12 protein-coding genes and 2 pseudogenes are annotated in these 11451 nt (G+C 72.6%); 6 read left to right on the top strand and 8 right to left on the bottom strand.

Annotation, left to right across the window (positions count from 1 at the left end):
* Positions 1-471, bottom strand: a 471-nt coding sequence (locus AC2W7J_RS09995) for a glutamine amidotransferase-related protein (RefSeq protein WP_485982258.1), incomplete at its 3' end; no start/stop codon positions are given.
* A complete protein-coding gene (locus AC2W7J_RS10000; protein ID WP_485982251.1) occupies positions 371-910 on the bottom strand; it encodes a hypothetical protein in 540 nt (179 codons plus the stop codon). The genes AC2W7J_RS09995 and AC2W7J_RS10000, both read right to left, overlap by 101 nt.
* 91 nt (positions 911-1001) lie before the next feature.
* On the opposite strand from AC2W7J_RS10000, the gene AC2W7J_RS10005 reads away from it, so the two are divergent.
* Together AC2W7J_RS10005 and AC2W7J_RS10010 are read left to right on the top strand one after the other, a co-directional pair.
* Positions 1002-2090, top strand: a complete 1089-nt coding sequence (locus AC2W7J_RS10005) for an S-(hydroxymethyl)mycothiol dehydrogenase (protein ID WP_485982252.1) — start codon at positions 1002-1004, stop codon at positions 2088-2090.
* Positions 2087-2715 (top strand): annotated as a pseudogene (locus AC2W7J_RS10010) (MBL fold metallo-hydrolase). The gene AC2W7J_RS10005 and the pseudogene AC2W7J_RS10010 overlap by 4 nt, the downstream one beginning before the upstream one ends.
* Positions 2716-2724: 9 nt before the next feature.
* On the opposite strand, the gene AC2W7J_RS10015 reads toward AC2W7J_RS10010, so the two are convergent.
* On the bottom strand, positions 2725-3183 hold the full coding sequence (locus AC2W7J_RS10015) for a hypothetical protein (protein ID WP_255185141.1): 459 nt from the start codon (positions 3181-3183) through the stop codon (positions 2725-2727).
* Between the two features lie 40 nt (positions 3184-3223).
* Here AC2W7J_RS10015 and cysS point away from each other — a divergent pair.
* Both cysS and rlmB read left to right on the top strand, forming a co-directional pair.
* Positions 3224-4655 (top strand): annotated as a pseudogene (gene cysS, locus AC2W7J_RS10020) (cysteine--tRNA ligase).
* On the top strand, positions 4655-5611 hold the full coding sequence (gene rlmB / locus AC2W7J_RS10025; protein ID WP_255185143.1) for a 23S rRNA (guanosine(2251)-2'-O)-methyltransferase RlmB: 957 nt from the start codon (positions 4655-4657) through the stop codon (positions 5609-5611). Before cysS ends, rlmB begins: the two are co-directional and overlap by 1 nt.
* 239 nt (positions 5612-5850) lie before the next feature.
* Here the strand turns inward: rlmB and AC2W7J_RS10030 are convergent, their stop codons facing one another.
* The 5 genes from AC2W7J_RS10030 to AC2W7J_RS10050 all read right to left on the bottom strand — a co-directional run bounded on the left by AC2W7J_RS10030 (position 5851) and on the right by AC2W7J_RS10050 (position 9933).
* Positions 5851-6441: an RDD family protein gene (locus tag AC2W7J_RS10030; protein ID WP_427801743.1), complete on the bottom strand. Its 591-nt coding sequence runs from the start codon at positions 6439-6441 to the stop codon at positions 5851-5853.
* The gene (locus tag AC2W7J_RS10035) at positions 6438-7688 is read right to left on the bottom strand and encodes a DUF4032 domain-containing protein (RefSeq protein ID WP_485982253.1); all 1251 of its coding nucleotides are present in this window, start codon (positions 7686-7688) and stop codon (positions 6438-6440) included. The genes AC2W7J_RS10030 and AC2W7J_RS10035 overlap by 4 nt, the downstream gene beginning before the upstream one ends.
* A 57-nt stretch (positions 7689-7745) precedes the next feature.
* A complete protein-coding gene (gene otsB / locus AC2W7J_RS10040) occupies positions 7746-8411 on the bottom strand; it encodes a trehalose-phosphatase (protein ID WP_485982254.1) in 666 nt (221 codons plus the stop codon).
* 84 nt (positions 8412-8495) lie between these two features.
* Positions 8496-9236, bottom strand: a complete 741-nt coding sequence (locus tag AC2W7J_RS10045; protein ID WP_485982255.1) for an alpha,alpha-trehalose-phosphate synthase (UDP-forming) — start codon at positions 9234-9236, stop codon at positions 8496-8498.
* On the bottom strand, positions 9190-9933 hold the full coding sequence (locus tag AC2W7J_RS10050; RefSeq protein WP_485982256.1) for an alpha,alpha-trehalose-phosphate synthase (UDP-forming): 744 nt from the start codon (positions 9931-9933) through the stop codon (positions 9190-9192). Before AC2W7J_RS10050 ends, AC2W7J_RS10045 begins: the two co-directional genes overlap by 47 nt.
* A gap of 88 nt (positions 9934-10021) precedes the next feature.
* Here AC2W7J_RS10050 and AC2W7J_RS10055 point away from each other — a divergent pair, with 88 nt between their 5' ends.
* On the top strand, positions 10022-10450 hold the full coding sequence (locus AC2W7J_RS10055) for a CBS domain-containing protein (RefSeq protein ID WP_421008094.1): 429 nt from the start codon (positions 10022-10024) through the stop codon (positions 10448-10450).
* 240 nt (positions 10451-10690) lie between these two features.
* Positions 10691-11377 carry a serine/threonine-protein kinase gene (locus tag AC2W7J_RS10060; RefSeq protein WP_485982257.1) on the top strand — a complete coding sequence of 229 codons (687 nt, stop codon included), beginning with the start codon at positions 10691-10693 and terminating at the stop codon, positions 11375-11377.
* The last annotated feature ends 74 nt before the right edge of the window (positions 11378-11451 follow it).

Below are 11451 nucleotides of genomic sequence, written 5' to 3' on the forward strand. Positions count from 1 at the left end.
GGCGCCGGCGTCGGCAGGCCGCCCAGGCCGTGACGATGTCGAGGTCGGCCTCGGGGTGGCCCTGGACGCCCCAGACGGTCGGGGCGAGCCGGGCGACGAGCAGGTCGCCGCGCTCGTTGTCGGCGAGGGCGACCGCGCCCTCGGGCAGCCGGGTGACGATGTCGTCGTTCCACTGCGGCACGCGCGCCGCCGGCCGCCCGCCAGCACGGAGTCGTCGGCCAGCTGGTCGGTGATGCCGACGGTGAGCACGCCGATGGTCCTGCCACCGGGGTTGCGCCCGACCTCGCCGCCGAGCGCGGCGGCGGCGAGCTGGTGGCCCAGGCAGATGCCCAGTGCGGGGGTGCCCCCCTTCGCCGCGGTGCTGATGAGGTCACGCACGGCCGGCAGCCACGGGGCCACCTCGTCGTCGCGGCAGCCCATCTGGCCACCGAGCACGAGCAGGCCGTCGTGCCCGGAGAGGTCGGTAGGCAGCGCCTCGCCGGCGTAGGGCCGGCGCACGTCGAGCTCGACCCCGGCGTCCCGAAGCCATGTCCCGACCCGGCCCGGCGGGCAGGTCGTCTGGTGCTGGACGACGAGCAGGCTCATCGCGACGTGCCCGGCGTGCCGCGGCGACCCGAGACGCGCCGGCGCCGAGGAGCGCCAGGCCCACGACGTTGAGCACGAGGGTGGGCAGCGAGACGATCCAGTAGGCGCGGTAGAAGCCGTCGAGCTGGTAGAGCATGAAGGTGCCCACGACGCTCACGGCCTGCGCGGCGAGGAGCGCGGGGACGCCGCCGACGACGAGCTTCCACCACATCCCCTCGTCACGACGCAGCAGCGCCCACCCGCCGATGACCAGTGCCGTGATGGCCAACGGCGCGGCCCAGCCCACCTGCGTGATCAGGTGGCGGAAGGCGAAGTCGAGTCCCATGGGCAGACCCTATGTCGCGGCCGTCACGTCATGGGCCAAGATGGGGCCTGAGAGCCGGGCCGCCGGCCCCCGCCAGCGAAGGAGTCGCACCGTGCCGCAGACCGTCAAGGCAGTCATCGCTCGCTCGAAGGGAGTCGATGTCGAGGTCGTCGACATCGTCGTCCCCGACCCCGGCCCGGGAGAGGCCGTGGTCAAGGTCCAGTCGTGCGGGGTGTGCCACACCGACCTGCACTACCGCGAAGGGGGGATCAACGACGAGTTCCCCTTCCTCCTCGGCCACGAGGCCGCGGGTGTCGTCGAGGCTGTCGGCGAGGGGGTCACCGAGGTGGCGCCCGGTGATTTCGTCATCCTCAACTGGCGGGCGGTGTGCGGTCAGTGCCGCGCGTGCCGGAAGGGCAAGCCGCAGTACTGCTTCGACACGCACAACGCGACCCAGAAGATGACCATCGCCGAGACCGGCGAGGAGCTGACCCCCGCGCTGGGTATCGGCGCCTTCGCCGAGAAGACCCTCGTCGCTGCGGGGCAGTGCACCAAGGTCGACGGGGACGCCGACGCGGCGGCCGTGGGCCTGCTGGGCTGCGGTGTGATGGCCGGCTTCGGTGCCGCGGTCAACACCGGTGAGGTCACTCGTGGTGAGTCGATTGCGGTCATCGGGTGCGGTGGTGTCGGTGATGCGGCGATCGCCGGCGCGAAGGTTGCGGGTGCGACGACGATCATCGCGGTGGACATGGATCCGCGGAAGCTGGAGATCGCCAAGGGCTTCGGTGCCACGCACACCGTGGATGCGAGCACCGAGGACACCGTCGAGCGGGTCCGTGAGCTGACGGGCGGTTTCGGTGCCGATGTCGTCGTCGACGCGGTCGGCCTGCCGCAGACCTACGAGCAGGCCTTCTACGCCCGCGACCTCGCCGGTCGGGTCGTCCTCGTCGGGGTCCCGGCCCCGGACAAGGAGGTCACCCTCCCCATGATCGAGATCTTCGGCCGAGGTGGTGCCCTCAAGTCGAGCTGGTACGGCGACTGCCTGCCCAGCCGTGACTTCCCGATGCTCGTCGACCTCTACCGCCAGGGGCGCTTCGACCTCGACGCCTTCGTCACCGAGCGGATCGGTCTGGGCGACATCGAGTCGGCCTTCGACAAGATGCACTCCGGTGACGTGCTGCGCTCGGTGGTGGTCCTGTGACCGCGCGCATCGACAAGGTCGTCACCTCGGGGAGCTTCGAGCTCGACGGCGGCTCGTGGGAGGTCGACAACAACGTCTGGCTCGTCGGCGACGACGCCGAGGTGATCGTCATCGACGCCGCGCACGAGGCCGCCCCGATCCTCGAGGCGGTCGGTGACCGCACCCTCAAGGCGATCGTCAGCACCCACGCCCACAACGACCACGTCAACGCCGCGGCGCAGGTCGCCGAGGCGACGGGCGCGCCGATCCTGCTGCACCCCGACGAAGCACCGCTGTGGCAGATGACCTACCCGGACCGTGCTCCCGACGGCGCGCTCGCGCACGGCCAGGTCATCACCGTCGCCGGCACCGACCTCACGGTGCTGCACACTCCCGGCCACGCACCGGGCGCCTGCTGCCTGCACGCCCCGAGCTCGGGGTCGTCTTCTCCGGTGACACCCTCTTCCAGGGCGGCCCCGGCGCGACGGGGCGGTCGTACTCCGACTTCCCGACGATCGTGGAGTCCATCCGCGACAAGCTGCTGACCCTCCCTTCGGACACCGTCGTGCACACCGGCCACGGCGACGACACGACGATCGGCGCCGAGGCTCCGCACGTGCAGGAGTGGCTCGACCGGGGGCACTGAGCCGCAGGGTCAGGCCGCGAGTGCCGGGAAGCAGACCGTCACGAGCATCGCCATCTCGACGATGGCGAAGGGGGCACCCAGCCATCGGACCACCGCGGCCTGGCTCTCGTCGGCCCCCGCGCGGGCGAGGGTCTCCTTGTCGGGGGCCAGGCCGGACCGGCTCGGCAGGACGTTGGCGACGACCGGGCCGAGCGGCACGAGGATCGCCACGAGCAGGCCGCCCAGCGGCCACGTCCGGTACGTCGTCTCCTCGCGGACGGCGAGCACGACGAGCCCGCTCATCAGGAGGATCGTGATGAGGACGCCGTGCAGCAGGAGCACCCGCGCGGCCGTGCGCCACGCGCCCGAGCCCGGGCGAAACCACAGCCGCGTGAGCTGACGCCCGAAGGCGATGCCCACGCCGAGGGACCAGAGGCCGAGGAGCACGGCGAGGGTCACGGCCGCCCACGACGGCATCTGGGTCGTCACGGGGCCAAGGTAACCACCTGCGCCCGTTAGCCTTGGGCCCGTGACCCTGCAGCTCTTCGACACCGCCACGCGCGAGCAGCGCGACTTCGTCCCCGTGACCCCGGCCGGGTGGGGATGTACATCTGTGGGCTCACGACCCAGGGCGCACCGCACATCGGTCACCTGCGCTTCGCCGTCGCCTTCGACGTGCTGCGCCGCTGGCTCGTGCGCGGTCACGGCTACGACGTGACCCTCGTGCGCAACGTGACGGACATCGACGACAAGATCCTGCGCAAGGCCGCCGACACCGACGAGGAGTGGTGGGCGCTCAGCTATCGCAACGAGCGCTACACGAGCGAGGCGCTCGACCTGCTCGGAGTGCTGCCGGCGACCTACGAGCCGCGCGCGACCGGGCACATCACCGAGATGGTCGAGCTCATCGACCTGCTCGTCGAGCGCGGTCACGCCTACCCGGCGGCCGACGGCAGCGGTGACGTCTACTTCGACGTCAGGAGCTGGGCCGACTACGGCGAGCTGAGCCACCAGGGCCTCGACGACATGGTGGCGGCCGAGGACGCCGACCCCCGGGGCAAGCGCGACCGCGCGACTTCGCCCTGTGGAAGGGCCGCAAGGCCGAGGAACCGGCCACGGCGAACTGGCCGACCCCCTATGGCGAGGGCCGCCCCGGCTGGCACCTCGAGTGCTCGGCGATGGCCCGCAAGTACCTCGGCGACACCTTCGACATCCACGGCGGCGGCATCGACCTGCGCTTCCCCCACCACGAAAATGAGCAGGCCCAGTCGCGTGCGGCCGGGCTCGACTTCGCCCACTACTGGCTGCACAACGGGTGGGTGACGGTCAAGGGGGAGAAGATGGGCAAGTCCCTCGGCAACGCCCTCGAGGTCCAGCAGCTCGTGCAGGAGCACGACCCGCTGACCGTCCGCTACTTCCTCACCGCGGCGCACTACCGCTCGATGATCGAGTACCACCCCGGCTCCCTCGAGGAGGCGGGCGCGGCGGTCGAGCGCATCGCCGGTTTCCTGCGGCGGGCCCTGCCCGGCCAGACGGTCGTCGAGGCCGACCCGGCCGTCGAGCTGCCCGCCGACTTCGCCGCCTCGATGGACGACGACCTCGGCGTCGCCGGCGCCCTCGCGGTGATCCACGAGGCCGTCCGTGCCGGCAACACAGCCCTCGACGAAGGGGGTCGGGACGAGGCCGCGGAGATCGCCGCCACCGTCGTCGCGATGACCGACGTCCTGGGCATCAACCCCCTGTCGGCGACGTGGGGCGGTGCCGGTGGCAGCCGCGAGGAGGAGCTCACCGACGCCCTCGACGCCCTCGTCCAGCTGCAGGTCGAGGCGCGCGCCAAGGCGCGTGCGGCCCGTGACTACGACACCGCCGACCAGATCCGCGACGCACTCACCGCCGCGGGCATCACCATCGAGGACACCCCGGGCGGCGCCCGGTGGAGCCTCGGCAAGAAGGAGCACTGATGGCCGGCAACAGCCAGCGACGTGGCGCCGTGCGCCGCAGCGGGTCGAAGAAGGGCGCCCAGGTCGGCTCCGGCGGTCAGCGCCGCCGCGGCCTCGAGGGCAAGGGCCCGACGCCCAAGGCGAGCGACCGCCCCAACCACAAGGCCTACAAGATGTCGAAGGCCGCCGACAAGCGCGCCTCCGGCCGCCCGGGCCCGACGCGCAAGAAGTCCGGCTCCACCGAGGTCGTCGCGGGCCGCAACTCCGTGCTCGAGGCGCTGCGCACCGATGTGCCGGTGTCGACGATGTACGTCGCGAGCCGCATCGACAGCGACGACCGGGTCAAGGAGGCGCTCACCCTCGCCGCCGAGGCGGGCATCCCGATCATGGAGACGCCCCGCACCGAGCTCGACCGGATCACCGACGGCGCGGTCCACCAGGGCATGGCGCTGCAGGTGCCGCCCTACGACTACGCGCACCCCAAGGACCTCGTCGACTCGCAGATCCCGGGCACGCCGCTCATCGTCGCCCTCGACGGCATCACCGACCCGCGCAACCTCGGCGCGATCGTCCGCTCGACGGCGGCCTTCGGCGGCCACGGCGTCGTCGTGCCGTCCCGCCGCAGCGCGGGCATGACCGCCTCGGCGTGGAAGACCTCGGCCGGCGCGGCCGCCCGCGTCCCCGTCGCCCAGGCGGCCAATCTCGTGCGGGCGCTCGAGGACTACCGCAAGGCGGGCTTCTTCGTCGTCGGCCTCGACATGGACGGTGACGTCGAGCTGCCCGGCCTCGAGCTGGCGACCTCGCCGCTCGTCGTCGTCGTGGGCTCCGAGGGCAAGGGCCTCTCGCGCCTGGTCCGCGAGACCTGCGACCAGATCGTCTCGATCCCGATGAGCAGCAGCGTCGAGTCGCTCAACGCCGGCCTCGCCGCGGGCGTCACGCTCTACGAGATCGCCCGCCTGCGCACGGCCGCCCGCTGACCTGACCCGCCCCCTTCGCTCTCGGCTCCGGGGGTGCGGCTGCTCGCGGGAGCCCGCTGGCCACTGCTCGACAGGACAAACACCCCCTTCGCTCTCGGCTCCGGGGGTGCGGCTGCTCGCGGGAGCCCGCTGGCCACTGCTCGACAGGACAAACACCCCCTTCGCAAGGGTTTGGAACTCATGCGAAGGGGTGATTTCCGGGTCACCCGGAAATCATGGGGCTGGTGTGGCGAGCGCCGTCAGGACTTGTCGACGTGCACGACGTGCGTGTGGCCGGCGATGTCGGCGAGCGTGCGGTCGTCGTGGTCGACGAGCATCCAGATCCAGCTGATGATGCCGGCGAACTGGTGGACCAGCTCGCGCAGCGCCGCCGGCCCGAGCCGCGGCACCGCGCCGGTCTCGGCATCGACGACGCGTAGGCCGGTGAGCCGCTTGCCGAGGCTCTGCCCGGTGCGGGTCACCCGCCACACCCGGTTGTAGGCGACCATCGCCAGGGCCGTGACGACCGACAGCATCATGAGGACGACGCCGAGGGTGACCAGGGCGGTTGACCCGGTGCCCGGCACGCTGCAGCCGTTGGTGCCGTAGAGCGTGCAGTACTCCCGCTCGGGCAGGCCCTGCACGAAGCAGATGATGCCGATGACGAGCGGCACGAGCCCGGCGAGGGAGACGAGCAGGCTGTCGACGACGCCCGGCAGGATCCGGTCGCCGAAGCTCGCGCTGCGGCCGAAGCGCTGCTCCACCCAAGCGCGCGACCCCGGCCGCATCGGGTCGCTCCCCGTGACGAAGGGAGGGCCCGCGGGCTGCTGCAGCGGGTCGGGCACGGTCATCTCGTCTCCCCCGGGTCGACGACGGGCAGCATCTGGGTGTCGGCACCCAGGACGGACTGCTCGTCGGGCTTGCTCGGCAGGACCTCTCGCAGATAGGCGGCGATGGCGTCCTCGATGGGCACATCGTGCCCCAGCCGCTCGGCCATGTACCACCGGTGCTCGAGGATCTCGTGGAAGATCTCGGCCGGCTCGAGCTTCGCCCGCAGCTCCGGCGGGATCCGCCGGGTCGTCGGCTCGTAGACGCGGGTCAGCCAGTCGTGGGCGACGAGCGACTCGTCGTCATTCTGCCGGTCCAGGGCGGCGCGGTAGGAGTCGAGGTCGTTGAGCAGGCGGCGGGCCTGGTTCTCCTCGACGTCGAGGCCGGTGAGGCGCAGCAGGCGCCGGCTGTGGTGGCCGGCGTCGACGACCTTGGGCTCGATGCGCAGGTGGGTGCCGTCGAGGTCGGTCGTGATGGCCAGCTCGTCGACGTCGAAGCCCAGGGCGTTGAGCCGGCGGATCCGCTCGTCGACCCGCCACCGCTCGCCCGCCTCGAACCACTCGTCCCCGGTGAGCTCCTGCCACAGCCCGCGGTAGCGCTCGATGATGTCCTCGGCGATGGCGAGCGGGTCGAGCCCCTCGGGGAGGTAGCCGGCGGCGGCCAGGTCCATCATCTCGCCGGCGATGTTGGTCTCGGCGAGGTCGAGGTCGTGCTCGCGCTGCCCGGTGCTCAGCCGGTCGTGCAGCTCACCGGTCTCGGCGTCGACGAGGTAGGCGGCGAAGGCGCCCGCGTCGCGGCGGAAGAGCGTGTTGGACAGCGACACGTCGCCCCAGAAGAAGCCGGCGAGGTGCATCCGGGCGAGCAGCGCGGCGAGGGCGTCGGCGAGGCGGACGGCGGTGTCCTCGCGCAGGTTCTGGCTGAAGACGATCCGGTAGGGCAGGGAGAACTGCAGGTGCCGGGTGACGAGGCAGGCGTCGAGCGGCTCCCCGTGGGCGTCGGTGCGCCCGGAGACGACCGCGAGCGGCTCGACGCACGGCAGGTCGAGGCGGCGCAGCTGCCGCAGCAGCCGGTACTCGTTGCGGGCGAGGTCGGCCTTGATCTCCTTGACCGCGACGATCCCGCCGGACAGCCGCGCGAAGCGCACGACGTGCCGCGAGATGCCGCGCGGCAGCGCGGCGAGCCGCTCGGCGGGCCAGTCCTCGAGCGGCACCGACCACGGCAGGTCGAGCAGGGCCGGGTCGGGCCGGGCGGCTGAGATGTCGAGGGGCACGGGTCCTCCCTTTCGCGGGTCCGGGTGGGCCCATCGGCCCAGTGTGGCGCAGCCGCCTCAGCGAAGGGAGGCAAGCGTCGCGAGGATCTCGGGCACGGCCGTGGCGTCGTCGACCCGGGCACTCGCGGCGGTCTCGCCGGCCCCGACCTTGATCCCGAGGTCACCCTCCCCGAGCACGGCGAAGGCGTGCTCGTCGGTGACGTCGTCGCCGAGGTAGACGGTCGCGTCGACCCCGAGCGCGCTCGCGAGCTCGCGCAAGGCGGTGCCCTTGTCGGCCCGCAGCACGCTCAGCTCGTGCACGCCCTTGCCGGCCAGGTGGGTGACACCGGGGGCGGCGGCGGCCTCGTCGGCGATCGCGGCAGCCGTCGGCAGCACGTCGTCGGGCTGGCCCCGGGTGTGCAGCACGACCGCAGCGGGCTTGTGCTCCAGGCGGATTCGCGGCTCGCGGTCCGCGACGGCGGCCTCGACGGCCCCGCGTAGTGCGGCGATCGCGGCCGCGGTGCCCTCGGGCAGGTCGCCGCCCCGGCTCGACTGGGCGCCGTGGCTGCCGATGCGGGTCACGGTCGACCCGGCGAGCCCGGTGAGCTCGTCGAGGGTCGCCAGGTCGCGCCCGGAGACGACGGCCGACCACGTCGCCGGGGCGGCCGCCAGCGCGGTGAGCGCCTCGAGCGTGCCCGGCTGGGCCCGGGAGTCCATCGGGTCGACGACGAAGGGAGCGAGCACCCCGTCGAAGTCCGTGGCGACGAGCAGCCGCGGCGCGGCCAGACCGCGGCCAGGGCCGTGGTGAGCTCCTGCGGCAGGGGCACGTCAGGCCCCCTTCGTGCCGGGCTTGTGCGGTGCCGTCTCGAGGTTGGTGAGGAAGCGGTCGGCCCACCGCTGCACGTCGTTGTCGGCGACGCGGCGGCGCAGCGCCCGCATGAGGCGACGCCGCTCCTTGTCGTCGGTGCGCAGGGCCCGCAGGATCGTCTGCTTGAGCCCCTCGATGTCGTGGGGGTTGCAGACGAAGGACTGGTGCAGCTCGTGCCACGCGCCGGTGAACTCGCTGAGCACGAGGGCCCCGCCGTTGTCGTGGCGGCAGGTGACGTACTCCTTGGCGACGAGGTTCATCCCGTCGCGCAGCGGGGTCACGAGCATGACGTCGGCCGCCTGGAAGAGCGCGGCCATCTCCTCGCGCGGATAGCTCTGGTGCAGGTAGTGCACGGCCGGGGCGCCGAGCGCGCCGTAGGTGCCGTTGATCCGGCCGACGGTCGTCTCGACCTCGGTCCGCAGCCGCTTGTAGGCCTCGACCCGCTCGCGGCTCGGGGTCGCGACCTGGACGAAGGTGACCTCCGGAGGCCGCAGCGTGCCCTGCGCGAGCAGCTCCTCGTAGGCCTTGAGCCGGTGGCGGATCCCCTTCGTGTAGTCAAGCCGGTCGACGCCGAGCATGACGATGTCGGGGTTGCCGAGCGAGGTGCGGATCTGCCGCGCCCGCTCCTGCACGGGCTCGCTGCGGGCGAGCTCCTCAAGGCCGGAGGCGTCGATGCTGATCGGCACGGCGGAGGCGCGCACGACCCGCTCGGTGCCGTCGGCCGTCGCGCGTGGTCACCGTGTCGCCGCGGGTGGCGCGGCCGTCGAGCCGGCGGGCGGCGCGCAGGAAGTTCTGCGCGTCGGCGACCCGCTGGAAGCCGAGGTAGTCGGCGCCGAGCAGCCCCTCGATGATCTGCGAGCGCCACGGCAGCTGGGCGAAGAGCTCCACGGGCGGGAAGGGGATGTGGTTGAACCACCCGATCCGCACGTCGGGCCGCATCCTGCGCACGAGCGCCGGCACGAGCTGCAGCTGGTAGTCGTGGATCCAGACCTTCGCCCCGGGTGCGGCGACCTCGCACACCGCCGCGGCGAAGCGCTCGTTGACCCGCTCGTAGGCCTGCCACCACTCGCGGTGGAAGTGCGCCGGGACGATGACGTCGTGGTAGATCGGCCAGAGCGTGTCGTTGCTGAAGCCCTCGTAGTAGGTCTCGAGCTCGTCGGCGGACACGGGCACGGGGTGCAGCCACATGCCGGCCTCGGCGAAGGGGGCGGGAGCCTCGCCGGGCTCGCCGGCCCAGCCGACCCAGGCCCCGTCGCGACCCCGCATCACCGAGTCCATCGCGGTGACCAGGCCGCCGGGGGAGCGGTGCCACTCCTCGCTCCCGTCGGCGGTGAGGACCCGGTCCACGGGCAGGCGGTTGGCGGCGATGACGAGGTCGTACGTGCGCTGGGTCGTCACGGGGGTGCACCTCCGGGGCTCGATGTCCCCACCCTATGTGCCCGCGCTCGACCTTCCCTCGGCGGTCCCGGGCCACTACCGTCGGTACATGAAGATCTCGGACGTACTGCGCAGCAAGGGCACCGACGTCGTCACCGTCGCGCCCGACGCCACGGTCGGTGAGCTCCTCGCCCTGCTCGCCGAGCACCGCATCGGTGCCGTCGTGGTCTCCACGGGCGAAGGGAGTGTCGACGGCATCGTCTCGGAGCGAGACGTCGTGCGCCGCCTCCACAGCGACGGTGTCGGCGTCCTTGAGGGCCCGGTGAGCGCGATCATGACCGCCGAGGTGCACACCTGCGACGAGCACGCCGACGTGCGTGACCTGGCGGGTGAGATGACCGACCGGCGCATCCGGCACGTGCCCGTCGTGCGTGACGGGCAGCTTGTCGCCATCGTGAGCATCGGCGACATCGTCAAGCAGCGCATCCGCGACCTCGCGGCCGAGCGCGACCAGCTCGAGGCCTACATCACCCAGTGACGGCGGCGCCACAGGCCGCGCTCAGGAGGTGCTCCGTGATCTCACAAGGTCGGCCTTCTACGCTGATCCCATGACGACAGAGCTCATCGGGGACGACCCCGCCCCGGACGAGCGCGGCCACGTCAGCGTCGCGGACTTCGACACGATCGGTCCCTACCGCGTGCTCCAGCAGCTCGGGCAGGGCGGGATGGGCATCGTCCACCTCGCGCTCGACGCCCGTGGGCGCGCGGTGGCGTCAAGGTGCTGCGCACGCACGTCGCCCACGACGACGACGCCCGCGCCCGCCTCGCCCGCGAGGTCGACACGCTGGCGCGGGTGCGCTCGCAGCGCATCGCGCCGGTCTTCGACGCCGACCTCGAGGCCGACCAGCCCTACATCGTCACCCGCTACGTCCCCGGCCCGAGCCTCGAGCAGCACGTCCGCGAGGAGGGCCCGCTCGACGCCGAGTCGCTGCTGCGCCTGGCCCGCGGCCTGGCCGAGGCGCTGCGCGCCATCCACGAGGTCGGCGTCATCCACCGCGACCTCAAGCCGGGCAATGTCCTCATGCTCGACGGCGACCCGGTCGTCATCGACTTCGGCATCGCGCACGTCGCCGACACCTCGCGCATGACGATGACCGGCCTCGTCATGGGCACGCCCGGCTACCTCTCGCCCGAGCTCGTCGAGGGCGGCGACGTCACCCCGGCGACCGACTGGTGGGGCTGGGCGGCGACGCTCGTCTTCGCCGCGACCGGCCGCTCTCCCTTCGGTCGTGGCGGCATGGAGGCGGTCCTCGCCCGCGTGTGCCGCGGCGACGCCGACCTGCACGAGGTCGACCCGGAGCTCGCGCCGCTGCTCTACGCGGCGCTCACCCCCGACCGCAGCTGCGCCCGGACGCCGACGAGGTGCTCATCGCCCTCGAGGCCTGGGCGCGCGGCCGGCCGGTGACCGACGTGCTCCCGCAGCGCACCCGCGCCTGCAGGCCGACGCGACCCGCACCCCTGCCGCCCGGTCGCCGGCCG

It is taken from the genome of Janibacter sp. CFPM2_SD2 (assembly GCF_057364645.1).